This is a genomic window from Streptomyces sp. NPDC104367, assembly GCF_055583825.1.
In genome coordinates this window covers 45,697-70,468 of sequence record NZ_JBVJND010000040.1, presented here as the reverse complement: position 1 = coordinate 70,468, position 24,772 = coordinate 45,697, and the positions used below count along the sequence as shown (strand labels likewise).

At 72.8% G+C, this 24,772-nt stretch carries 14 protein-coding genes; 10 read left to right on the top strand and 4 right to left on the bottom strand.

Annotated elements, in window-relative coordinates; all coding sequences use genetic code 11:
• The first annotated feature begins 230 nt into the window (after positions 1-230).
• The 3 genes from ACZ619_RS39630 to ACZ619_RS39620 all read left to right on the top strand — a co-directional run bounded on the left by ACZ619_RS39630 (position 231) and on the right by ACZ619_RS39620 (position 5,732).
• Positions 231-2,399 carry an ATP-binding protein gene (locus ACZ619_RS39630; protein ID WP_469609967.1) on the top strand — a complete coding sequence of 723 codons (2,169 nt, stop codon included), beginning with the start codon at positions 231-233 and terminating at the stop codon, positions 2,397-2,399.
• A gap of 131 nt (positions 2,400-2,530) precedes the next feature.
• Positions 2,531-4,096 (top strand): PucR family transcriptional regulator, encoded by a 1,566-nt coding sequence (locus tag ACZ619_RS39625; protein WP_469609964.1) that lies wholly within the window; start codon positions 2,531-2,533, stop codon positions 4,094-4,096.
• 187 nt (positions 4,097-4,283) lie between these two features.
• On the top strand, positions 4,284-5,732 hold the full coding sequence (locus ACZ619_RS39620) for an aldehyde dehydrogenase family protein (protein ID WP_469609962.1): 1,449 nt from the start codon (positions 4,284-4,286) through the stop codon (positions 5,730-5,732).
• A 151-nt stretch (positions 5,733-5,883) separates the two neighbouring features.
• Here the strand turns inward: ACZ619_RS39620 and ACZ619_RS39615 are convergent, their stop codons facing one another.
• A complete protein-coding gene (locus ACZ619_RS39615) occupies positions 5,884-8,730 on the bottom strand; it encodes a glycoside hydrolase family 3 C-terminal domain-containing protein (RefSeq protein ID WP_469609959.1) in 2,847 nt (948 codons plus the stop codon).
• A 338-nt stretch (positions 8,731-9,068) separates the two neighbouring features.
• Here ACZ619_RS39615 and ACZ619_RS39610 point away from each other — a divergent pair, with 338 nt between their 5' ends.
• The 7 genes from ACZ619_RS39610 (at position 9,069) to ACZ619_RS39580 (ending at position 20,095) form a co-directional block, all read left to right on the top strand.
• Positions 9,069-10,754, top strand: a complete 1,686-nt coding sequence (locus ACZ619_RS39610; RefSeq protein ID WP_469609957.1) for an extracellular solute-binding protein — start codon at positions 9,069-9,071, stop codon at positions 10,752-10,754.
• Positions 10,755-10,781: 27 nt separating this feature from the next.
• Positions 10,782-11,819 (top strand): ABC transporter permease, encoded by a 1,038-nt coding sequence (locus tag ACZ619_RS39605; protein ID WP_469609953.1) that lies wholly within the window; start codon positions 10,782-10,784, stop codon positions 11,817-11,819.
• Positions 11,816-12,754 carry a carbohydrate ABC transporter permease gene (locus ACZ619_RS39600; RefSeq protein ID WP_469609950.1) on the top strand — a complete coding sequence of 313 codons (939 nt, stop codon included), beginning with the start codon at positions 11,816-11,818 and terminating at the stop codon, positions 12,752-12,754. The genes ACZ619_RS39605 and ACZ619_RS39600 overlap by 4 nt, the downstream gene beginning before the upstream one ends.
• A 220-nt stretch (positions 12,755-12,974) precedes the next feature.
• On the top strand, positions 12,975-15,170 hold the full coding sequence (locus tag ACZ619_RS39595; protein ID WP_469609948.1) for a 1,4-beta-glucanase: 2,196 nt from the start codon (positions 12,975-12,977) through the stop codon (positions 15,168-15,170).
• Positions 15,167-17,152: a beta-galactosidase gene (locus tag ACZ619_RS39590; protein ID WP_469609945.1), complete on the top strand. Its 1,986-nt coding sequence runs from the start codon at positions 15,167-15,169 to the stop codon at positions 17,150-17,152. The genes ACZ619_RS39595 and ACZ619_RS39590 overlap by 4 nt, the downstream gene beginning before the upstream one ends.
• Positions 17,149-19,347 (top strand): glycosyl hydrolase family 95 catalytic domain-containing protein, encoded by a 2,199-nt coding sequence (locus tag ACZ619_RS39585; protein WP_469609941.1) that lies wholly within the window; start codon positions 17,149-17,151, stop codon positions 19,345-19,347. Before ACZ619_RS39590 ends, ACZ619_RS39585 begins: the two co-directional genes overlap by 4 nt.
• Positions 19,348-19,381: 34 nt before the next feature.
• A complete protein-coding gene (locus tag ACZ619_RS39580; protein WP_469609936.1) occupies positions 19,382-20,095 on the top strand; it encodes a glycoside hydrolase family 12 protein in 714 nt (237 codons plus the stop codon).
• A 48-nt stretch (positions 20,096-20,143) separates the two neighbouring features.
• Here ACZ619_RS39580 and ACZ619_RS39575 read toward each other — a convergent pair whose 3' ends face one another.
• The 3 genes from ACZ619_RS39575 to ACZ619_RS39565 form a co-directional block, all read right to left on the bottom strand.
• Positions 20,144-21,334, bottom strand: coding sequence for a sulfotransferase family protein (locus ACZ619_RS39575; RefSeq protein ID WP_469609933.1), 1,191 nt, complete (start codon positions 21,332-21,334; stop codon positions 20,144-20,146).
• 115 nt (positions 21,335-21,449) lie between these two features.
• Positions 21,450-23,507 carry a glycoside hydrolase family 31 protein gene (locus tag ACZ619_RS39570; protein ID WP_469609930.1) on the bottom strand — a complete coding sequence of 686 codons (2,058 nt, stop codon included), beginning with the start codon at positions 23,505-23,507 and terminating at the stop codon, positions 21,450-21,452.
• 107 nt (positions 23,508-23,614) lie between these two features.
• Positions 23,615-24,628: a LacI family DNA-binding transcriptional regulator gene (locus ACZ619_RS39565; RefSeq protein WP_469609927.1), complete on the bottom strand. Its 1,014-nt coding sequence runs from the start codon at positions 24,626-24,628 to the stop codon at positions 23,615-23,617.
• Positions 24,629-24,772 lie beyond the last annotated feature (144 nt).

The following is a 24,772-nucleotide window of genomic DNA, read 5'->3' as shown; positions in this document are numbered from 1 at the left end:
TTCGGACGCTTTCCTTCTTTCTTCGCAGGCTAGAGCCGGGTGTGGGAGGTGGGCATGCTCCATGTGGGCGTTGTCGGAGAGTGACGTTGTCCTCGGTGGACATAGTGCGCCGGGCGGCGCGCCGCGCCGGCCGGCGGGGCCCTCGGCCGCGTAATCGGTGAACTCCCCTTGTGAGGGCGTTAGATTGGCGGCTGAAGGTGGACGGAACGGCTGGTCAGGGAGCGAGAGCGATGGACAGCGACGGGACGCGGGACGCACGGGGCACGCACGCGAATCCTGTGCCGCGTCCGGCGGGGCCGCAGGATGCGGGCGGGACGCCGGTCGAGGGCGCGCCCGCGGTACCGCCGCGGCCGACGGCACCACCGCCGATGCCCCCCCTCCCGGACGGCTCCGCCTTCCTCGACTGGCTCCGCATCCCGAGGCCGGAGGCGGCCCCGGGGGTGTGGCGGCTCGGGTACCGGCCCCGCCCCGAGCAGGAGCCGGACCAGGTCCCCGCCCGCCAGCTGCTCAGCGGTGCGCTGATCGCGTTCCTGGTGGGATGGCTGCTCTGGTCCCTGCTGACGCACGGCTATCTCGGGGCGTGGTGGGGACTGCCGCTGCAGCTCCTTCTCCCCAGCTCCTGGCAGGGTGACAACGCCACGATCCCGCCGTCCATGACGCACTTCATCTACTCGGGATACACATATCTGGTCGCTCTCGGGATCATGCTCGTGGTGGGCAAACTGGGCCGCTGGAGCGAGGTGTGGAAGCGGTTCGTCATGCCGGTGTTCAAGTCTTCCGTGTCCCGTCCGGAGCCTCCGGCGCCGGAGGAAGACCCGGCCGAGTGGCCCCAGCTCCGGGCCGCCGGGGCCCACGACGCCGCCGAGCGCCTGGCCGGGGAGGCTCGGCGGGGGTTGATGCGGGACGTGGACCATGCCCGGATCGCCCGTGCCTGGCAGGGCGTGCGGAGCGGGCGGCACACCATGGCGACGTTCACCGCCGCCGTGGCCAAGGACGGCGCCGCCGCCTGCCCGCACCCCTCCGGCGAGCGCGACCTGCCCGCCCGGCACGCCCGGCACGACCTGGTCACCGGCCAGGTCCGGCTCGGCACCACCGCCGACGACCCGCGCAACCCGTACCACTACCGCGGCAGCGGCCTCGCCCTCGGCCCCGACCTGCTCGGCACCTCGCTGCTCGCCGTCGGCCCGGCCGGCTCCGGCAAGACCGGCACGCTCGTGCGCCCGCTCGCCGAGTCGCTGTGCCTGCACGCCCTCGCCGGCCGCGCCTCCGTGGTCGTCGTCGGCGCGGCCGGCGCCGGGCTCGGCCCCGCCGACGCCTACGACGTCGTCGTCCGCGTCGCCCACCCCGACTCCGTCTACGACCTCGACCTGTACGGCGGCACCACCGACCCCGACGAGGCCGCCGCCGTACTCGCCGAGGCCCTCGTCGGCGACCTCGCCGACCCGCACCCCGGCAGCGACAGCCGCCGCTCCACCACCGTCCTCGCCCAGCTGCTCGGCCCGTTCCGGGCGGTCCACGGCCGGTTCCCCTCCGTCCCCGAACTCCGCCAGCTCCTCGACGGCTCCACCGGCCCGCTCGGCGCGCTCCGCAAGGCGCTGACGGTCACCGGACACGAGTCGCTGCTGCGCGAACTCGACGCGCGGGAACGCCAGATGGGCCAGCCCGGGGACGTGGGCGCGGTCCTGGCCGACCGCATCGCCCTGCTGGACCGTCCGGCCTTCGCGGCCTTCTTCGACACCTCGGGCCGATCCCGCCCCTTCTCCCTCAAGGCCCTCGACCACCCGGTCCGGGTCCGTATCGACCTGCCCGAACGCGGCCACGCCGACGCCTCCCGCATCCTGGCCCGCCTGGTGCTCGCCCAGTTCACGGCCAGCGTGACGGTCCGGGACGACCGCTCGCTCTTCGCCTGTCTGCTCCTCGACGACGCGACCGGCGTCGTCACGCCCGAGGCGGTCCGCGGCATCCAGCGCCTGCGCTCCGCCAACGCGGGCGTGGCCCTGACCCTGCGCACCCTGGACGACGTGCCCCGCCCGCTGCGCGGCCCCCTGCTCGGCGCCGCCGGCTGCCGGATGGCGTTCGCCGGCCTCACCCCCTGGGACGGCCAGGACTTCGCCGAGGTCTGGGGCAAGGAGTGGACCGAGGCCCGGGACGTCACCGACCGCCAGATCATCGCGGAGACCCCGGCGGGCAAGGCGCTGCACGCCGTACGCCGGGTCATCACCGGCAAGGCGCCCACGGCCAGGGCGGTCACCGTCCGGCAGGTGGAGCGTGAGCGCTGGTCGGCCTCGGAGCTGGCGCACGGGGTCCCGTCGGGCCACGCGGTCCTCTCCCTGACGACGGTCAAGGGCGACCACGCGCCGCCGCTCCTGGTGGACCTCAGGGGCGTCGGCCGGCCCTGAACACGGTGACACGCACGACCGTACAGTGAGGCAGAATCGATACAGGCCGTTCATACGGGACGGCCAAAGAGCACTGCCCCGTTCACGACCGCATGTTCACGATCGACTCGAAGAGAAGAACTGACGGCCCGATGCCACCGACGCTCGCCTCGCTCGTCCACCACTCCGCGCTGAAGCTGACCGTGCGCGCGGGCGAGGACCGCCTCGACGTGCCCGTGCGCTGGGCCCATGTCAGCGAACTCGCCGACCCGGTGCCGTACATGGAGGGCGGGGAGCTGCTCCTGATCACCGCGCTGAAGCTGGACGCGGAGGATCACCAGGCGATGCGGCGTTATGTGAAACGCCTGGTGGGAGCGGGTGTGGTGGGCCTCGGCTTCGCGGTCGGCGTCAACTACGACGACATCCCCGAGGCCCTGGTCGACGCCGCCGAGCAGGAGGGCCTGCCGCTGCTGGAGGTGCCGCGCCGGACCCCCTTCCTCGCCATCAGCAAGGCCGTCTCGGCGGCGATCGCGGCCGAGCAGTACCGCGCGGTGACCGCGGGCTTCGCCGCCCAGCGCGAGCTGACCAGGCAGGCGCTGAACGCCGGCCCGGAGGGTGTGCTGTCCGCGCTCGCGGCGCAGGTGGACGGCTGGGCGGCGCTGTACGACGCGTCGGGCGCCGTGGTGGCCACCGCACCGGACTGGGCGGGCCGCAGGGCGGCCCGGCTGACCGCGGAGGTGGAGCGGCTGCGGGAGCGCCCGGCACCGGCGTCGTCGGTGGTCGGCGGCCCCGGCAACGAGGACCGGGTGGAGCTGCACTCACTGGGCACCGGCCGCCGCCCGAGGGCGGCCCTGGCCGTCGGTACGGCAGCGGCCCTCGGCACGGCGGAGCGTTACGCCGTCCACTCGGCCATCGCCCTGCTCACCCTCACGACGGAACGCTCCCGCTCCCTGCACGCGGCCGAGCAGCGGGTCGGCGCGGCGGTGCTGCGCATGCTGCTCGCCGGGCAGCCGGACCACGCCCGGGCCGTCGCCGGGGACCTGTACGGCGGGCTGCTCGACGCGCCGTTCCGGATGGTCGTCGCGGACTCCGGCGGCGAGCTGCTGACCGGCCTCGCGGAGGCGGTGGAGTCGGCGGCGGCGCGTTCCGGGGAGGCCGTGCTGGTGGTGCCGGAGGGCGAGCGGCTGGTGGTGCTGGCCCGGGACGGCGGCTCCGCGGTGACGGCGTGCGTCGAGTACGCGGCGGCCCTGGAGGCGGCGCGGGCGGTGCCGGAGCAGGGGGCCCCGGAGGGCGACGAACTCGTCGTCGGGCTCTCCGCGCCGTCCGGCCCGATCGGGGCGGCGGCCGCCTACAAGCAGGCCGAACAGGCGCTGTCGGTGGCGCGGCGCAGGGGCCGGGTCCTGGTCGAGCACGAGCAGCTGGCGTCCGGCTCGGTGCTGCCGCTGCTCGCCGACGACGCGGTCAGGGCCTTCGCGGACGGCCTGCTCAGGGCGCTGTACGAGCATGACGCGACCGGTCGCGGCGACCTCGTCGCCTCGCTGCGCGCCTGGCTCTCCCGGCACGGCCAGTGGGACGCGGCGGCGGCCGACCTCGGCGTCCACCGCCACACCCTGCGCTACCGCATGCGCCGGGTCGAGGAGATCCTCGGCCGCTCCCTGGACGACCCGGACGTCCGCATGGAGCTGTGGCTCGCCCTGAAGGCCACGTCCTCGGACTGACCCGCGGCCCGCACCCGGCGCGGGCTCCTGCCAAACCGGCGCACGTCCGCCCCTCACCACTACACGCCGGACAAGCGCTCATTCCGCCTCCCCGTCCTACGGTGGATCACAAGGGCGACGGACACCCGACACCCGACACCCGACACCCGAGCACGAACACCCGATACGCGGAAAGGCCGGTACTTCCATGACCTCCACCCACGCCTTCTGGCTCGCCGGCCGCCAGGTCACCGGCGAGGAATCCTTCGACGTCACCAACCCGTGGGACGGCCGCCTCGTCGCCACGGTCAGCGTGCCCACCGACGCCCAGACCGAGGAGGCCGTCGCCGCCGCGTACGCCGTGCGCGACGAGTTCGCCGCCACCCCGGCCCACGTGCGCGCCGCCGCCCTGGACCACGTCAGCCGCCGCCTCGTCGAGCGCACCGAGGAGATCGCCCAGCTGATCTCCGCCGAGAACGGCAAGCCGATCAAGTGGGCGCGCGGCGAGGTCGGCCGTGCCGTCTCCGTCTTCCGGTTCGCCGCCGAGGAGGCCCGCCGCTTCAACGGCGGCGAGGCCCAGCGCCTCGACACCGACCTCGGCGGCCAGGGCCGCCTCGCGCTGACCCGCCGCTTCCCGAAGGGCGTCGTCCTCGGCATCGCGCCGTTCAACTTCCCGCTCAACCTCTGCGCCCACAAGATCGCCCCGGCGATCGCGGCCGGCGCGCCGATCATCCTCAAGCCGGCCCCGGCCACCCCGCTCTCCGGCCTGATCATCGGTGACCTGCTCGCCGAGACCACCGGTCTGCCGGCCGGCTCCTGGAGCATCCTCCCGGTCGCCAACGACAGGATGCCCGCGCTCGTCCAGGACGAGCGGCTGCCGGTCATCTCGTTCACCGGCTCCGAGAAGGTCGGCTACGCGATCATGGACTCGGTGCCGCGCAAGCACTGCACCCTGGAGCTGGGCGGCAACGGCGCGGCCGTCGTCCTCGGCGACTACGCGAGCGACGCCGACCTGGACTGGGCCGCCACCCGCATCGCGACCTTCTCCAACTACCAGGCCGGCCAGTCCTGCATCTCCGTGCAGCGGGTCATCGCCGACGCGTCCGTCTACGACCGTCTGCTCCCGCGCATCGTCGCCGCCGTCGAGGCCCAGGTCACCGGCGACCCCGCCGACGACAGGACCGACGTCGGCCCGCTGGTCAGCGAGGCGGCCGCCGAGCGCGTCGAGGCGTGGGTGAAGGAGGCCGTCGAGGCCGGCGCCACCCTGCTCACCGGCGGCGACCGCGACGGAGCCAGCTACGCGCCGACCGTCCTCGCCGACGTCCCGGCCGACACCACCGTCTCCTGCGAGGAGATCTTCGGCCCGGTCCTCACCGTGCAGAAGGTGAACGGCGAGGCCGAGGCCTTCGCCGCCGTCAACTCCTCCAAGTACGGCCTCCAGGCGGGCGTGTTCACCCACGACCTCCAGGGTGCCTTCCGCGCCCACCGCGCGCTGGAGGTCGGCGGTGTCGTGATCGGCGACGTCCCCTCCTACCGCGCCGACCAGATGCCGTACGGCGGCGTCAAGCAGTCCGGCGTCGGCCGCGAGGGCGTCAGGTTCGCGATGGACGACTACACCTACGAGCGGGTCCTGGTCCTCACCGGCCTCGCGCTCTGACTCCGGCCTGCCACGGACAGCCGGGACAGTACGGCCGCAGCCCGCTGTGCGGGGGCTGCGGCCGTTTCCGTGCCACCGTCCGCTCCGGCCGGGCCCGGCACCGGTGTCCGCCGGTGCCGGGCCCCTTCCGCGTGCCGGCCGCTCCGGACCCTCAACCGGAGAAGCCGACGTGCGCGAGCCGCAGCGGGCCGCGCAGTCGCAGGCGGACGTCGTGGACGCCCTCGGCGGCGAAGTCCGCGGTGAGCGAGGTGTAGGCGTACGCGTCCGCGGTCGGGGCGGCCTGTGTCAGCACCGCCCGCGGCGGCCCGCCGTCCAGGGACAGCTCCAGCACGCCCCGCCCGGCCACCCGCGCGGTCAGCGCCGTCACGCCCGCGCCGAAGTCGCAGTCCCGGTAGACGAGTTCGCCGGTGCCGTCGTCGTCCGCCGGGGTGACCGCGTCACCGGCCGACCTCGTGCGGTCCACGATCACGGTGCCCGACTGCTCGTCGAAGTCGGCCGCGGCCAGGCCGTGTTCGGCGACCGGACGCGGAGCCGCCGGCTCGCCGTCCAGGACCAGCGTCGTCCGGAGCCGGACGTCCGCGCTCGACGCGCCGACCAGCAGGTCGTACGCGCCCTGCTCCAGGCGCCGGCCGCCCCGCGCCACGTCCCAGAACCCGAAGGCCGAGAGCGGGACTTCGAAGGTCACGGCGGTGCGCTCGCCGGGCGGCAGGGTGAGCCTGCGGTGGGCGAGGAGTTCACGGCGCGGGCGGACCGACGACGGCTCCACGGCCCGGGTGTAGAGCTGGGCCACCTCGTCGGCCGTCACATCGCCCGTGTTGGTGATCGTGCAGGAGACGCGGACCGTCCCGTCCACCGTCTCCGCCGTCAGGTCGGCGTAGGCGAAGGACGCGTAGGACAGGCCGTGGCCGAACGGGAAGAGCGGGGTGCCCTCGAAGTAGAGGTAGGTCTGGCGGGCGCCGAGCACGTCGTAGTCGAGCAGGTCGGGAAGGTCGGCGTCGCCGGCGTACCAGGTCTGCGGCAGGCGGCCCGCCGGGGAGACGTCCCCGGCCAGGACCCGGGCCAGCGCGGTGCCCGCCGCCTGGCCGCCGTGCGCCGTCCACACCACCGCGGGCAGCCGGGCCGTGTCCACCGCGTACGGGTACGCCGAGACCAGCACCAGCACCGTGTGCGGGTTGGCGGCCCGCGCGGCCCGCAGCAGCCGCTCCTGCTGCGGGGGCAGCGCCAGGGTCGTACGGTCCTCGGTCTCGCGGCCGTTGATGTGCGGGTCGTTGCCCGCGACGACCAGCACCACGTCGGCCGCGGCGGCGGCCCGGGTCACGGCCTCCTCACCGCGCTCGACGACGACCAGTTCGAGGACCGAGGCGTTCTCGGCGGCAACCCGCACGCCGTCGGCGGCGACACAGACGTGGCGACCCGTGCCGAGGTGCCGGAGGAGGTGACCGTTGTCGTGGGGTTCCAGGCGGAACGTCTCCTGGACGACCCAGCCGCCGGGCTGGTCCGCGGCGGCGCGGACGAACCCGTCGTCGGCGACCGAGAGGTAGCGGCCGTCGGGGGCGCGCAGGGTGAGCACGCCCTCGCCCCAGTCCACGAGCGCGAACTCGGTGCCCTCGGCGGCGTCGGTGGTGAGCGGCGGGAGGTCGGTGCGCCCCGCGAGCAGCGCCGGGTCCAGGGCGCCCGCCGCCCCGCGCACCTCGTCGGCGGCCTCGGGCGCCCGCGGTACGTGCAGGAACGTGCCGTCGGCGAGCCGCAGCCGGACCCGGTCCACGCCCTCCGCGAACTCCACGCGCTCCGCGCCGAACCGCTCGTACAGGCCCTCCAGCGGGGTGGAGCGGTGGATCAGGGTGCCGCTGTACCAGTCGAGCTTGCACTCGTCGGCGAGCAGGCCGACCACGGCGATCCGGGCGTCGGACGCGAGCGGCAGCAGGTCGCCGTCGTTCCTGAGGAGCACGACCGCCTGCTCCGCCGCCTCCCGGGCGAGGTCGCGGTGGGCCGGGGTGTCGAAGGCGGCGGTGGCCGGATGCGGGTCGTGGTGCGGGTCGAACTCGCCGAGGCGGAAGCGGACCGAGAGCTGCCGGCGCACCGCCGTGTCGATGTCGGCCTCCGTCAGCAGGCCCTGCTCCAGCGCCCCCTTGATCCGCGCGACGATCCGGGAGCCGTCGGTGCCGTGGTCGGTGAAGCTGTCGACGCCGGCGAGGAGGGCGGCCGCCGTGGCCTCCTCGTGGGTGTCGAAGTAGTGCTCGTGGTCGACCAGGTTGGAGGGCGCGCCGGCGTCCGAGCAGACCAGCAGGTCCTCGTCGGTCCAGGTGCGCAGCTGCTCGCGCAGGTACGGGGAGACGTGGTTGGGGCGGCCGTTGACCAGGTTGTAGGCGGGCATCACCCCGGCCACCGCGCCTGCCTCCACGGTCTCCCGGAAGGCGCGCAGGTCGTACTCGTGCAGCACCCGCGGGCGCACGGAGGAGGACGAAGTGGCCCGGTCCGTCTCGTTGTTGTGGGCCAGCCAGTGCTTCAGCACGGGGGCCGTGCGCCAGTAGACGGGGTGGTCGCCGCGCAGGCCGCGGGTGTAGGCGGTGGCGATGGCCGAGGTCAGCTTCGGGTCCTCCGAGTAGCCCTCCTCGTTACGGCCCCACAGCGGGTGGCGCAGCAGGTTCACCGTCGGCGCCCAGACGTTGAGGCCGACCCGGTCGTCGCGGGCGCGCATCGCCCGGACCTCCTTGGACACGGCCTCTCCGACGCGGCGCACCAGTTCGGTGTTCCAGGTCGCGCCGAGCCCCACGGCCTGTGGGAACACGGTCGCCGGGCCCATCCAGGCCACCCCGTGCAGGGCCTCCTGGCCGGTGCGGAAGGCGGCGATGCCCAGCCGGTCCACGGCGGGCGCGAACTGGTGCAGGAAGGAGACCTTCTCGTCCAGGGTGAGCCGCGTCAGCAGGTCGTCGATGCGCTTCGCGAACGGCAGGTGCGGATCGCGGAAAGGCGGCGTGGGCGGCGTTTGAGCGGTCACGTGCGGTTCCCCTTGCGATGGAGCGGCGAGGCCCTTTCGAAGCGCTTCGATGCTCATTCGACGCAGGGGTGGGTGTCAAGGGATGCACACCGATATTTCAAGCGGCGCATAAGAACAGGTCACCCCTCGTGGCTCCGAGGAATCTTGGAAGCGACCCTTGTGCACCCCCGGGTGTTCACTTAACCTCGCAGCAACATCGAAGCGCTTCGACTGGTCGGTCCGCCCCAGGGACGCAGGACAGCGGCCGGAGCACCGCTTCAGCTCAGCCAGTTCCACTCGAGACACCACAGCCGACGGCCACCGCCGGGTGTCCTGGTGCGCCATGAAGGGTTGACGCAATGACGCCGAACGCCGCCTCATCCGCCCCCAGCCGGAGAAGCTTCCTCGCCTCCACGGCGGTCGCCGCCGCAGCGGTGGCGGGGGGCATGCCGCTGCTCGCCGCCTGCGGCGCGTCGGACAGCGGGTCGAGCGGAGGCTCCTCCGGGGGCAAGGACGCGAAGAAGCTGCTGCCGTCCTACGTCGCGGGCAGCGTGGTGAGCCCGGACATCCCGGCGAAGAACGGCTCGGCGATCGGCTTCACCGGCAAGCTCGACCTGGCGACCCTGAAGACCTCGGTCCCCAAGAAGCTCGGCAAGGGCGGCAAGGTCACCGTCATGTCCCCGTTCTGGGGCTCCCCGCCCAAGCAGGACAACGCCTACTACCAGGCGATGAACGACCTCATCGGCGTCGACGTCCAGTGGCAGAACCAGGACGGCAACACCTACGACCAGAAGCTGGGCGCGGTCCTCGCCTCCAGCGACGTACCCGACGTGGTGGTCGTTCCCAGCTGGAACATGGGCGGCAAGATACCCACCGCCATCATCAGCAAGTTCGCCGACCTCGGGCCCTACCTCTCCGGGGACGCGGTCAAGGACTACCCGAACCTCGCCGCCATCCCCACCGACGCCTGGCAGCGCTGCATCATCGGCGGCAAGCTGCGCGGCCTGCCGCAGCCCTCGCCGTACGTCACCGGCATCGTGCCCCTCTACCGCAAGGACATCTTCGACAAGGAGGGCTACGAGATCCCGCGCTCCGCGGACGAGTTCCTGGCCCTCGCCAAGGAGATCACCGACGCCAAGGCCAAGCGCTGGGCCTGCATGGACATGAAGTGGACGGCCTTCCAGGCCTTCGGCGTGCTCTCCGGCAGCGAGAAGCCGCTCGGCTGGAACCTCGTCGACGGCAAGCTCGTCAACCGCATCGAGACCGAGGAGTACCTCGAAGCGCTGGAGTGGACCCGCAAGCTCTTCGCCGCCGGTGTCGTGCACCCCGACGCCAAGCTCGGCAAGAACGCCCCCGACCCCGGACCCAAGTTCGCGGCCGGCGAGTTCCTGATCTACGCCCAGAACATCAGCCAGTGGTGGAGCCGCACCGCCGAACAGGCCACCCAGAACCCGGACTACAAGATCTGGGGCATGGACATCTTCGGCCACGCCGGCGGCGACCCGCAGCTGTGGGCCGAACAGCCCGCCGGCATCTTCGCCTTCATCAACAAGAAGGCCTCGGAGTCCGTGATCCGCGACGCGCTGGCCGTCGCCAACGTCACGGCCGCGCCGTACGGCACCAAGGAGTACATGGCCACCAACTACGGGATCGAGGGCGCCGACTACTCCGTCAAGAACGGTGTGCCGGTCAAGACCGACCAGGGCAACAACGAGGTCCTGAACGCCTACGTCATGGTCGCCAGCCCCGCCGCCACCATCGCCCACCCCGACTTCCCCGACGTCGCCAAGGCCCAGGTGGAGTGGCAGCAGCGGATGGGCGCCTTCACCAAGAAGTCCAGCTTCTACGGCCAGATGATCACCGAGCCGTCCCGCTACACCAACCTCGGCAACGACTTCGAGACGCTGGAGGACGACATCACCCGCGGTCGCAAGAAGATCAGCGACATGCAGCAGGCCGTCTCCGACTGGAAGTCCAAGGGCGGCGACAAGCTGCGCGACTGGTACCAGAAGCTGCTCGACGACAACGGTTCTTCGGCGAGCTGACCAGGTACCGAGGCAAGGAGAACGGCCGTGTCCCACAGCACGGTGCCTCGCAGCAGGGCCGAGGCAGACGACAGCGCGGACAGGACTCCGGCGGCGTCCGGCGGCGCCACCGGAACCGGGAGGAAGGGGAGCGGCGGGAAGCTGAGCCTGCGGCTCAGATTCAGACGCGACCGCGTCCTGATCCTGATGACGCTGCCCGCGGTCCTGCTCATCCTGGCCTTCAACTACCTGCCGATCCTCGGCAACATCGTGGCCTTCCAGGACTACGACCCGTACGTCAGCGACAACGGCATCGTGTCGATGCTGCACAGCCCCTGGGTCGGTATCGAGAACTTCCAGCGGATGTTCGAGGACTCGGCCTTCTGGGGCGCGGTCCAGAACACCCTGGTGCTGTTCTCCCTCCAGCTCGTGCTGTTCTTCCCGGTCCCGATCGTGCTCGCGCTGGTCATCAACAGCGTGGTCAGGCCCCGGGTCAGGGCGTTCTCCCAGGCGATCCTGTACCTCCCGCACTTCTTCTCCTGGGTGCTGGTCATCGCCGTCTTCCAGCAGCTCTTCGGCGGCGCGGGCGTGCTGTCGCAGCTGCTGCGGCAACACGGCTACGACGGGCTGGACATCATGACCGACCCGTCCACGTTCAAGTTCCTGGTCACCGCGGAGGGCGTCTGGAAGGACGCGGGCTGGGGGATCATCATCTTCCTCGCCGCGCTGGCCTCCGTGAGCCCCGACCTGTACGAGGCCGCCGCGATGGACGGCGCCGGACGCCGGCGCCGCATGTGGCACGTCACCCTGCCCGCGCTGCGCCCGGTGATCGCCCTGCTGCTGGTGCTGCGGGTGGGCGACGCGCTGACCGTCGGCTTCGAGCAGATCCTGCTGCAACGCGACGCCGTGGGACCGGGGGCCGCCGAGGTCCTGGACACCTTCGTCTGGTGGAACGGCGTGCGCAACCAGGACTTCGGCTACGCGGCCGCCGCCGGCCTGGTCAAGGGCGTGGTCAGCCTCGGACTGGTCCTCGCCGCGAACAAGGTGGCCCATCTCATGGGCGAGCAGGGGGTGTACAAGAAGTGACCGCCGTCATCGACAAGCCGCCCGTACGGGAACCGTCCCGGTGGGCCGCCCCGCCCCGCCCGGTGTGGGAGGAGGAGCCGGGCCGGGCCCAGACCGCCGGCAAGGGCCTGGTCCTGACCCTGGCCTGCCTCGGCATCCTGTTCCCGCTCTGGATCGTGATCGTCACCAGCCTCTCCTCCCGCAGGACGATCGACGAGGCGGGCGGCCTGGTGATGATCCCCAAGGGCATCACGTTCGTCGCCTACAAGGAGCTGCTGAGCGGCGGCCAGGTCACCAGGGCCGCGGTCATCAGCGTCCTGGTCACCCTGGTCGGCACGCTGTTCTCGATGACCGTGTCGGTGCTCTGCGCCTACGGCCTCTCGCGCATCGGCTCGCTCGGCCACCGCTGGTTCCTGATGCTGCTGCTCGCGACGATGTTCTTCAGCGCGGGCCTGATCCCCACGTACCTGCTGGTCCAGTCGCTCGGCCTGATGGACAGCTACCTGGCGCTGATCCTCCCGAGCGCGGTGAGCGTCTTCAACATCCTCGTCCTGCGCGGGTTCTTCATGGGCATCTCGCAGGAACTGGTCGACAGCGCGCGCATCGACGGCGCGGGCGAGTTCCGGATCCTGTGGCAGATCGTGGTGCCGCTGTCGCGGGCGGTGCTCGCGGTCATCACGCTCTTCTACGCGGTGGGGTACTGGAGCGCGTGGTTCAACGCGTCCCTCTACCTCAACGACCAGGACATGATGCCGTTGCAGAACGTCATGATCCAGCTGGTCCAGAAGCAGCAGGCCCCGGTGGGACTGGGGCAGGCGATCAAGACCGGTGAACTGTCGTACCTGTCGGTGCAGATGGCGGTGATGGTGATGGCCCTGCTGCCGGTGGCGGTGCTCTCCCCGTTCGTCCAGAAGCACTTCAGGAAGGGGATGCTGACCGGGGCGGTGAAGGGGTAGCCGACTGCGCGTTCCGAAGGGGGCGGCGGGGGAGCGCCGGCGGCCGCGGGTCCGCGGGGGCCGGTCGCGCAGTTCCCCGAGCCCCTGACGGGGCACGTCCCGGTCGCGGGCAGCCGTGCCGCCGGGGCGGCACGGGTGGGCGCAGCGGCACCCCGCGAGCGCCGGTGAGCGTTCCCACCCCCGACCACCAACCCACCCACACGTCCACCGAAGGTTCCCCATGCCCACCCTGAGCCGCAGAACCGTCCTCGCCGGTACGGCAGCAGCAACCGCCCTCACCGCTGTCCCGGCCCTCACGGGCACCGCCCACGCGGCCGGGCCCGAGCCGCAGGCGTACCGCTGGCGCAACGCCGTCATCGGCGGCACCGGATTCATCACCGGCGTCCTCTTCCACCCCACCGTCCCCGGCCTCGCCTACGCCCGCACGGACATCGGCGGCGCCTACCGCTGGGACGCCCGCACCGACCGCTGGACGCCCCTCACCGACCAGCTCGGCTGGGACGACTGGAACCTCCTCGGCGTGGAGGCCCTCGCCGTCGACCCCGCCCACCCGGACCGGCTCTACCTCGCCCTCGGTACCTACGCCCAGTCCTGGGCCGGCAACGGCGCGATCCTGCGCTCCGAGGACCGCGGCGCCACCTGGACCCGTACCGACCTCACCGTCAAGCTCGGCGCCAACGAGGACGGCCGGGGCATGGGGGAGCGGTTCCTCGTCGACCCGCGGGACAGCGACACCCTGTGGCTGGGCACCCGCCACGACGGCCTGCTCAGGTCCGGCGACCGGGGGGCCACCTGGGCGGCGGCCGCCGGCTTTCCGGCCACCCCGTCCGCCACCGGCCAGGGCGTCAGCCTCCTCGTCGCCGCCGGCCGCGCCGTCTACGCCGGCTGGGCGGACGGCGACGGCGGCGCGAGCGCCGTCAACCTGTACCGCACCACCGACGGCACGGCCTGGGAGGCCGTACCGGGCCGGCCGACCGGCACCGCCGCCAGGGTCCCGGTCCGCGCGGCCTACGACCGCCACGCCCGCGAGCTGTACGTGACGTACGCCGACGCTCCGGGCCCCAACGGCCAGTCGGACGGAAGCGTGCACAAGCTGGCCGTCGGCACCGGCCGCTGGACGGACGTCACCCCGGCCGTACCCGGCGGCACCGACACCTTCGGCTACGGCGGGGTCGCCGTCGGCGCCGGACGCCCCGGCACCGTCGTCGTCTCCACCAACAACCGCTGGGCCGCCGTGGACACCCTCTACCGGACCACCGACGGCGGCCGCACCTGGACGTCCCTCAAGGACACCGCGGTCCTCGACGTGTCCGAGACCCCCTTCCTCAGGTGGGGCGCCGAACAGCCCAAGTTCGGGTGGTGGATCCAGGCCGTGGCCATGGATCCGTACGACCCGTCGCACCTCGTCTACGGCACCGGTGCCACCCTCTACGGCACCCGCGACCTCGTGCACTGGGCCCCGCGGGTCCGGGGCCTGGAGGAGACGTCCGTGGTCCAGCTGGTGTCGCCCCCGGCCGGGGAGGCGCACCTGCTGAGCGGCTCGGGGGACATCGGCGTCCTCTACCACGAGCGGCTCACCGCGTCCCCGTCCCGCGGCATGGCCACGAACCCCGTGTCCGGGTCGGCGACGGGCCTCGCCCAGGCCGCGGGCCGCCCGGCGTACGTCGTACGCACCGGCTGGGGCGACAACGGCAACGGCGCGTACTCGTACGACGGGGGCCGCACCTGGGCGCCCTTCGCCGCCCAGCCCGCCCTCGCCCACGACGCACCGGGGCCGATCGCCGTCAACGCCGACGGCAGCGCGCTGCTGTGGTCCTTCGTGCACTGGGACGGCACCAGGTACCCCGCCCACCGGTCGGACGACAACGGCGCCACCTGGACCGAGATCGCCTCCTTCCCGAAGGGCGCCACGCCGGTCGCCGACCCGGCCGACCCGACGCTCTTCTACGTGTACGACACCGACGCGGGAACGCTGCTGGCCAGCACCGACAGCGGCCGCACGTTCACGGCGCGGGCCACCGGGCTGCCCGCAGGGGACAGCCAGTTCCAGCTCGCCGCGGCGCCCGGCCGGTCCGGCGACCTGTGGCTGAGCACCAAGTGGAACGGGCTGTACCGGTCCGTCGACGGCGGGGCCGCCTTCACCGGGGTGGACAGCTGCTGGGCCTCCTACACCCTCGGCTTCGGCAGGGCGGCGCCCGGCGCCGACTACCCGGCGGTGTACCTGGTCGGCTCCACCGAGGCCGTCACCGCCGTGTACCGCTCCGACGACGAGGCCGCGACCTGGACCCGGATCAACGACGACCTGCACCAGTGGGGCTGGACCGGGCAGGCCGTCACCGGTGACCCGCGCGTCCACGGCCGGGTCTACCTGGCCACCAACGGGCGCGGCATCCAGTACGGGGAGCCGGTCCGATGACCGCGGGGAAGAGGCCGCCGAGGCTCTCCGACGCCACCCGCGGCCGCGTCCTGTTCGGCGGCGACTACAACCCCGAGCAGTGGCCCGAGGAGACCTGGCACGAGGACGTCCGGCTGATGACCGACGCCGGCGTCAACTCCGTCACCCTGGGCGTCTTCTCCTGGTCGAAACTCGAACCCCGGCCGGGGGAGCGGGACTTCGGCTGGCTGGACCGGCTGATGGACCTGATGCACGACCACGGCATCGGCGTCGTCCTCGCCACCCCCACCTCCTCGCCGCCCCCGTGGCTGGGGCGGCTGCACCCGGACACCCTGCCCCGGGACGCCGACGGCCGCACCGAGCGGTGGGGCGGCCGCCAGCACTTCTCGCACTCCAGCGCCACCTACCGCCGGTACGCCGCCGCCATCACCGAGGACCTCGCCGCCCGCTACGGCGGCCATCCCGCCCTCACCATGTGGCACATCAACAACGAGTACTGCACCTTCGACCACGGCGACGAGGCGGCCGCCGCCTTCCGCCGCTGGCTGCGCGAGCGCTACGGCACCCTGGACGCCCTCAACACCGCCTGGGGGACCGCCTTCTGGAGCCAGGGCTACGACACCTGGGACGGCATCCTGCCGGCCCGCCACACCCACTACCTGAAGAACCCCACCCAGGTGCTGGACTTCCGCCGCTTCACCTCCGACATGCTCCTGGAGTGCTACACGGCCGAACGGGACATCGTCGCCCGGCACACCCCGCACATCCCGGTGACCACCAACTTCATGCCGCTGTGGATCGGCCAGGACGCCTGGCGCTGGGCGGGCGAGGAGGACGTCGTCTCCGTCGACCTCTACCCCGATCCGCGTGACCCGCTGGGCGCCCAGCACGGCGCGCTGGTCCAGGACATGACCCGCTCGCAGGCGCGCGGCCCCTGGATGCTGATGGAGCAGGCGGCCGGCTCCGTCAACTGGCGCGGTGTGAACCACCCCAAGCCGCGCGGCCTCAACCGCCAGTGGTCCCTCCAGGCCGTCGCCCGGGGCGCGGACGCCGTCTGCTACTTCCAGTGGCGCCAGTCCCGGCAGGGCGCCGAGAAGTTCCACTCCGGGATGGTCTCGCACGCGGGCCCGGACGGCCGTACGTACCAGGAGATCAAGCAGCTCGGCGCCGAACTCGCCACGATCGGGCACGAGGTGACCGGTCGTCAGGTCGAGGCACGGGTCGCGGTCCTGCACGACTGGCACTCCTGGTGGGCCGGCGCCCACGAGGGCCGGCTCTCCACCGAGGTGGACCTCCCCGACGTCCTGCACGCCTGGCACCGCGCCCTCTGGGAGGCCCACCTCACCACCGACTTCGCCCACCCCGAGCACGACCTGTCCGGCTACGCCCTGGTCGTCGTCCCGCAGCTCTACCTGCTCACCGACACCGCCGTCGACAACCTCCTCGCCTACGTCAGCGGCGGCGGCACCCTGGTCAGCGGCTTCCTGACCGGCATCGCCGACGAGGACGACCGGATCCGCCCCGGCGGCATGGACGCCCGGCTGCGCGCACTGTTCGGCATCCGCACCCTGCACGAGTGGTGGCCGCTGGACGCGGGGGAGACCGTCCAGTGCGAGGGGTTCCGGGGGACCCTGTGGTCGGAGGAGATCGAGGCCGTGCCCGGCGCCGCGGAGACGGTGCCCTACAAGGGCGGCGAACTCGACGGACTCCCGGCAGTCCTGCGCAACGGGCGGGCCTGGTACGTCTCCACGCTCCCGGAACCGGAGGCGCTGCGCGAGCTGGTCGCCGGGATCGCCGCCGGGGCGGGCGTCCGGCCCGTGCTCGACGGGCTGCCCGCCGGGGTGGAGGCGGTCCGCCGGGGCGAGCTGCTGTTCCTGTTCAACCACGGGCGTGAGGCGGTGGAGGTGCCGGTGCCCGGTGCCCACCGGGACCTGCTGACCGGGGCCACGGTCACCGGCGTGGCCGCCCTCGGACGGTACGGGGCGGCGGTGCTGCGGCCATGACCGCCACCGGACCCGTCCACGGCACCTGGGAGCCCGCCCCGGCCGCCCGCTGGGAGGACGCCTTCCTGAGCGGCAACGGCCGCCACGGCGCCCTCGTGTTCGGTGATCCGAACGACGACCGTGTCATCGTCACCCATCACACCCTGGTCCGTCCGAACGGCGGCGAACACGCCCGTCCGCCCCACCTTGCCGCCGAACTCCCCGCGCTCCAGGACCGGTTGCTCGCCGGGGAGCGCGCCGCGGCCGAGACCTTCACCGACGGCCGCCCGCTCCAGTGGGTCCAGCCCTTCCATCCCGCCTTCCTGACGAGGGTGCGGACGGCGGACACCGCCCCGGGCTACCGCCGCACCGTCGACTTCACCACCGGCGAGGTCACCGCCACCGCCGCCGGCCGCACCAGCCGCGTCTTCGTCTCCCGCGCCGACGACGTCATCGTGCAGCGGGTCACCGCCGCCGGCCTCGCCGCCCTCGTCGCCCTCGACCACCGGCTCCCCGGCGCACCGGCCGCACTCTCCGTCGGCCACGGCGCGCTCCGCACCCCCGAGGGCGCCCTGCTCAGCCTGCGCGCCCGCTACCCGGGCAGCGACCGCGCCTACACCGGTGTCACCCTCGTCGCCGTCACCGGCGGCACCACCGAACTCGCCCCGCCCGGCGTCCGCGTCACCGGCGCGTCCGAGGTCCTCCTCCTCACCCGGGTCCACCGCCACACCGGCGAGTTCGACGTGACCGCCGAGGCACGGGAACTGCGCGACCTGCTCACCGACGGGCAGCCGTACGACACCCTGCTCGCCCGCCATCTCGGCCGGCACCGCACCGCCTACGGCCGCGTCACCCTCGACCTGGCCGCCGACCCGGCCGAACGCGCCCTGCCAGGATCGGAGCTGCTCACCCGCCCCCGGTCGGCGGCCCTGCTGGAGCGGCTCTTCGCCGCCGGGCGCTACCACCTGCTGTCCGCCGCCGGACTCAACCCGCCCCGCCTGACCGGACTGTGGACCGGCGACTGGGACACCGCCTGGTCCGGCGCCTTCACCAACGACGCCAACGTCAACCTCCAGACCGCCGCCGCCCCGGCCGCCGACCTCCCCGAAGTGACCGACGCCTGCGCGGCGCTGATCCAGCGCCAGCTGGCCGACTGGCGGGAGAACGCCCGCGCGGTGTTCGGCGCCCGGGGCGTCCTCGCGCCCGCGCACAGCGACGGCGAGTCCGGGCTGTCGTACCACTTCAGCCGCGAGTACCCCCTGCACCTGTGGACGGCGGGCGCCGACTGGCTGCTCAAGCCGCTCGTCGACCACGACGAGATCCGCGGCGAACGCGACCCGCGGACCGCCGCCCTGCTCGCCGAAGTCGCCGCGTTCTACGAGGACTTCCTCACCCAGACCGACGCCGGCGGACACCTGGTGGTCGTGCCCTCCTACTCGCCCGAGAACCGCCCCGCCAACGCCGGCTGGGGCGCGCTCAACGCGGCGATGGACCTCTCCGCGGCCCGGCACGCCCTGCGCACCGCGGCCGACTACCACCCCGGCCCGGACGCCGACCGCCTGCGCGCCCTCGCCGACCGGCTGCCCCCGCACCGGATCAACGCCGACGGGGCCCTCGCCGAATGGGCCTGGCCCGGCCTCGACGACCGCTACGACCACCGCCACCTCAGCCACCTCTACGGCGTCTGGCCGCTCGACGAGATCACCCCGTACGACACCCCGGAACTGGCCGCCGCCGCCCACCGCGCCCTCGAACTGCGCGGCGCCGAGAACGACTCCGCGCACGGCCACCTCCACCACGCGCTGATCGCGGCCCGGCTGCGGGACGGCGGACGGGTCGCCGCCGCCCTCGGCCAGGTCCTGGACGGCGACTTCTTCCACGCCTCCCTGATGAGCGCCCACTACCCGCACCGCGACGTCTACAACGCCGACGCCGCCCACACCCTGCCCGCGGTCCTGATCGAGGCCCTCGTCCAGTCGACCCCGGACCGGCTGGTCCTGCTCCCCGCGCTCCCGGCCGCCCTCGCACGGGGCCGGCTGCACGGCATCCGCACCCGCTTCGGCGCCGGACTCGACCTCTCCTGGACCCCCGGCGGTGCGCGGGCCGTCCTGAAGCCGTCCCGGACGCTCCGCGTCGAACTGTGGACTTCCTCCGGCGCGCAGCCGCTCGACCTCGTCGCCGGAGAAGACCACGTCCTCACCGTGGGGACGTGGTGACCCCGCAACTCCCCCCACCCATGGAAGGGACACCATGGCAACACGCACGTACCGCAGAGTCGTGAAGGCCCTGATCGCCCCCGCGCTCGCGCTCGGCGCCACCATCGGCCTCGCCTCGGCCCCCGCCTCGGCCGCCGTCTGGAGCTCCTGCGACCAGTGGGGCAACACCACGCTGAACGGCTACACCCTCTACAACAACATCTGGGGCTCCGGCGCCGGCAGCCAGTGCATCTGGGCCAACTCCGGCACCAACTGGGGCGTGTGGGCCGACCACCCCAACACCGGCGGGATCAAGTCCTACCCCAACGCCAAGGCGGTGGTCAGCAAGTCGATCACCTCGCTCTCCTCGCTCTCCTCCAGCTACAACGTCACGGTCCCCTCGTCCGGCGCGTACAACACGTCGTACGACATCTGGGACACCGGCTACAAGTACGAGATCATGCTCTGGATGAACTACACCGGCGCGGTCGGCCCGCTCGGCACCTCGCAGGGCACGCTGACCCTGGGCGGCCACACCTGGACCGTCTACAAGGGCAACAACGGCTCCAACGACGTCTTCTCGTTCGTGCGCACCTCGAACTCGTCCTCCGGCACCGTCAACGTCCTGCCGATCCTGAAGTGGATCAAGGACACCAAGGGCTGGTTCGGGAACGTCACCATCGGTGACTTCCAGTTCGGCTTCGAGATCACGTCCTCCTCCGGCGGTCTGGACTTCGTCGTCAACAGCGAGAGCGTGAGCAGCAGCTGAGCGGCCGGGCCGGTCCCGCGCACCCCGCGGGGCCGGCCCGTTCCCCGCTCACGCCCGGTCGACCTCGGCGCGCAGCGCGTTGTAGCCGGCGAAGGCCGCGTCGACGTCGTCCCGGGTCAGGCCGTAGCGGGCCAGGTCGTAGCTGTGCACCCGGGAGCCCCTGGGGCGGGCGGCGACGGCGGGGAGGCGGGCCGCGTCGGCCTCGGTCCAGCGGGCGCCGACGGCCGCGTAGAGCTTCGGGGCGCCCGCGGCCGGGTCCGCGCCCAGCCAGGCGTACGGCACGTCGACGAGGCGGTCGCGCGGGATCGCCGCCCGCGCGGCGAGGCCGCGCGAGGCCGAGCGGGCCAGCAGCTCCAGCCAGGTGGCGCCGATCCCGTGCAGGTCGAGGGGGCGGGTGTTGACCGCCATGCCGTGCTCGACCAGGCTGCAGAAGGAGGCCACGGCGGTGGCCGGATCACGGTGCGTCCACACGATCGTGGCGTCCGGGAAGGCCGCGCGCAGCGCGTCCAGGTTCTCCAGGTGCAGCGGCGACTTCAGCACCCAGCGGCGGCGCGGGCGCCCGTACTGGAGCACCTGGTAGATCTGCCTGAGGTAGCGGTAGTCGGCCGCGAAGTCGTGGCGCTCGTGCCAGGGCAGGTACTCGGGGACCACGGCCTGGGACAGCGGCATCACCGTGTGCGGCAGCGCGAAGGTGCACTCCTCGGGGCCCTCCGGGCGCAGGGCGTGGATATGGCGGAAGCGCGGTGCGAAGAGGTCGATCCCGCCGGCCAGGCGGCGCGCGGCCGTGACGGCCTTCGCCCGTTCCTCCGGGCCGCGTTCGAGGTCGGGGGTGAGCAGTTCCCAGAGCAGCGGGCAGCGGTGGTCCCCGGAGAGCGACAGGATGCCGTGGGTGAGGGTGGTGGCGGTGCGCGGCAGGCCCACCACGAACACCGGCCGCTCGATGGGCTCCCGCTCGATCCCGGGGTGCTCGGCGAGCAGCCGGCGGATCCGGGTGCGGTTGGCGAGATGGCGGCCGACGTGTCCGCGCGCGGACAGCCAGCCGACCGGGGTCAGGCGTTCGGCGCCCGCCCAACATCGCAGCAGATGACGGAGGTCGTCGGTGAACCGCTCGTCGCCCTCCGTGCGCCCGGTCGCGTCGAGCAGCCGGTCGAAGGCCCGGTCCGGGGCACGGCGGGAGCGGGCGGCGGGTCGCAGGAGCAGGTCGGCGAGCCTGAGCGGGAACGGGCCCAAGGAGGACACGGCGACGGAACCCTTCGTGGGGGGACAGGGAAGGGATACTGACTACCCCCTCCAACTGCCCTACCACACTGCTGAGTTGAGACATTCACCGGCCGCTTGTCACCGGCCGGGCCGGCTACTCGCCGACCGGCAGTTCCGCCCCGTCCCGCAGGAAGAGCGGAATACGGTCCAGCGGCGCGTCCACCGTCACCGCGGCACCGCCCGGGTACGACTCGCCCGTCCAGGCGTCCGTCCAGCGGGCGCCCGCCGGCAGGTACGTCGTCCGGGCCGTCGCCCCCGCCGTCAGCACCGGCGCGACGAGCAGGTCGCGGCCGAACAGGTACGCGTCGTCCACGGTCCAGGACGCCTGGTCCTCGGGGAACTCCAGGAACAGCGGCCGCATCACCGGCAGGCCCTCCTCGTGGGCCTCCCGCATCACCTTCAGGACGTAGGGCCGCAGCCGCTCGCGCAGCCGCAGGTACTTCTCCAGGATCGCGCCGGCCTCCTCGCCGTACGACCAGACCTCGTTCGGGCCGCCGGTCATGTCGGGGCCCAGCGGCATGCCCGGGTCGCGGAAGCCGTGCAGGCGCATCAGCGGGGAGAGCGCGCCGAACTGGAACCAGCGGACCATCACCTCGCGGTAGGCCGGGTCGTCCGGGTCGCCGCCGTGGAAGCCGCCGATGTCGGTGTTCCACCAGGGGATGCCGGACAGGGCCGTGTTGAGACCGGCCGCTATCTGGCGGCGCAGGGACGCGAAGTCGGTGGGGATGTCACCCGACCAGACGGCGGCGCCGTAGCGCTGGCTGCCCGCCCACGCCGAGCGGTTGAGGGTGACGATCTCCTCCTCGCCGTGGGCCCGCAGACCCTCGTGGAAGGTGCGGGAGTTCTCGGCCGGGTAGCTGTTGCCGACCTCCAGGCCCGGGCCCGTCCAGTAGCGCAGGTTCTCCTGGAAGCCCGGCTTGATCTCCGGCTCGCAGGCGTCCAGCCAGAAGGCCGTGATGCCGTACGGGTCGAGGTAGTTCTCCTTGATCCTCGACCACACGAAGTCACGGGCGTCCGGGTTGGTGGCGTCGTAGAAGGCCACCTGCACGGTCGACGCCACCTCCTTGTCCGGCCAGTCGGCGTGCGCCATCGGGCCGTACTGGGTGCCGATGAAGTAGCCCCGCTGCTCCATCACCGCGTGGTTCTCGCTCAGCGGGGAGACCGACGGCCAGACGCTCACCACCAGCCGGATGCCCAGCTCGTCCAGTTCACGGACCATGGCGGCCGGGTCGGGCCACTCCTTCGGGTCGAACTTCCACTCGCCCAGGTGGGTCCAGTGGAAGAAGTCGCAGACGATCGCCGAGATCGGCAGCCCCCGGCGCTTGTACTCCCGGGCCACGGAGAGAAGTTCGTCCTGGGTGCGGTAGCGCAGCTTGCACTGCCAGAATCCGGCCGCCCACTCCGGCAGCATCGGCGAACGCCCGGTCGCCGCGGTGTAGTTGCGCTGTCCGTCGGCCGGGTCGCCCAGCGTGATCCAGTAGTCGAGCTGGCGGGCCGAGTCGGCCACCCAGCGGGTGCCGTTGCCGGCCAGCTCCACCCGGCCGATCGCCGGGTTGTTCCAGAGCAGCGTGTAGCCGCGGCTGGAGACCAGCACCGGGACGGACACCTCGGCGTTGCGCTGGATCAGGTCCAGCACCAGGCCCTTCTGGTCCAGGCGCCCGTGCTGGTGCTGGCCCAGGCCGAACAGCTTCTCGCCCTCGTAGGCGGCGAACCGCTGCTCCAGGCGGTGGTAGCCGTTGCCGACGGCGGTGTAGAGCCGGGAGCCCGGCCACCAGAAGTGGGCGCGCTCCTCGGCCAGGACCTCCGAGAGGCCGTCGGTGCGCAGGAAGCGGACCAGGCCCTCGGCCGACACCTCGACGGTCAGCGCCCCGACCGTCAGCCGCCCCTGCCCGGCACCGATCTCCACGGTGGAACCGGTCGGCGGGCGCTCGTCGAGCAGCGCGTTCGGCAGGCCGTCCAGGACCGGACCGCCGAGCCGGGCACGCACCCGGACCGCGTCCGGCCCCCACGGCTCGATCCGCAGCGTCTCCTGACGCCCGCTCCACTCCAGCCCGCCGTCCCGCTCACGGAACGTGCCGACGGTGGGGGAGGACTGCGCGAGGCTGACCTTGGGCTGGTCGTCCGCGGGCTGGATTTCGGCAGGCTGATTCATGTCGGGTGCTCCTGGAGGAGTGCAGACAGGGGGGTGCCCCGGCGCGCCGGGGCACTACGAGCGAGGCACTGCTGACAAGGCACTGCAAAAGCGGTACTGCGGACGGTTCAGGCCCCGGCGGGCGCGGGTCCCGTGCTCGCGCGTACCGTCAACTCGGGTGCGATCAGTACGACTTCGTCACCGGCCCGGCCGCCCAGCTTGGCGACCAGGTGTTCCACCGCGTGCCGGCCCATCTCCTGGGCGGGGATGGCGACCGAGGTCAGCCGTACCGAGGCCTGCACGGCGACCTGGTCCGGACAGATCGCGACCACCGACACGTCCTCGGGCACGGCCCGGCCCTGCTGGCGCAGCAGCGCGAGCAGCGGCTCCACCGCGGACTCGTTCTGGACGACGAAGCCCGTGGTGCCCGGGCGCTCGTCGAAGATCCGGGCCAGCGTGACGGTCATCGCGTCGTAGCCGCCCTCGCACGGCCGGTGCAGCACCCTGAGGCCCAGCTCCCGCGCGCGGGAGCGCAGTCCGTCCAGGGTGCGCTCGGCGAAGCCGGTGTGCCGCTCGTAGACCGCGGGGGCCTCGCCGATGACAGCGATGTCACGGTGACCGAGCTTCGCGAGGTGCTCCACACACAGCGCCCCGGTCGCCCCGAAGTCGAGATCGACGCAGGTCAGGCCGGAGGTGGAGGCGGGCAGGCCGATGAGCACGGAGGGCTGGTCGGTCTGGCGCAGCAGCGGCAGCCGCTCGTCCTCCAGCTCCACGTCCATCAGGATCATGGCGTCGGCCAGCCCGCTGCCGGTGACCCGGCGGACCGCGTCCGGACCCTCCTCGCCCGTGAGCAGCAGGACGTCGTAGCCGTGCAGTCGGGCCGTGGTCGCCACCGCGATCGCGATCTCCATCATCACCGGCACGTACATGTCCGTACGCAGCGGGATCATCAGCGCGATGATGTTCGACCGGCTGCTGGCCAGGGCGCGGGCGCCCGCGTTCGGGTGGTAGCCCAGCTCCCGGATGCTCTGCTCGACCCGCTGCCGGGTGGTGGTGGAGATGGACCGCTTGCCGCTGAGGACATAGCTCACCGTGCTCGCCGAGACTCCGGCGTGCTGGGCGACCTCGGCGAGGGTGACCATCCAGCTCTCCAAGCTTTGTGAAGCGCTTCGACAGTGCGCATTGCTGACAGGGGCGAGTGAGGGTGTCTCGACAGTAGCTCCAGTGAAGGCGGGGTGTCCATAGGTTGTCGAAGCGCTTCGACAACTAATTCGCCGGGCCGGGCG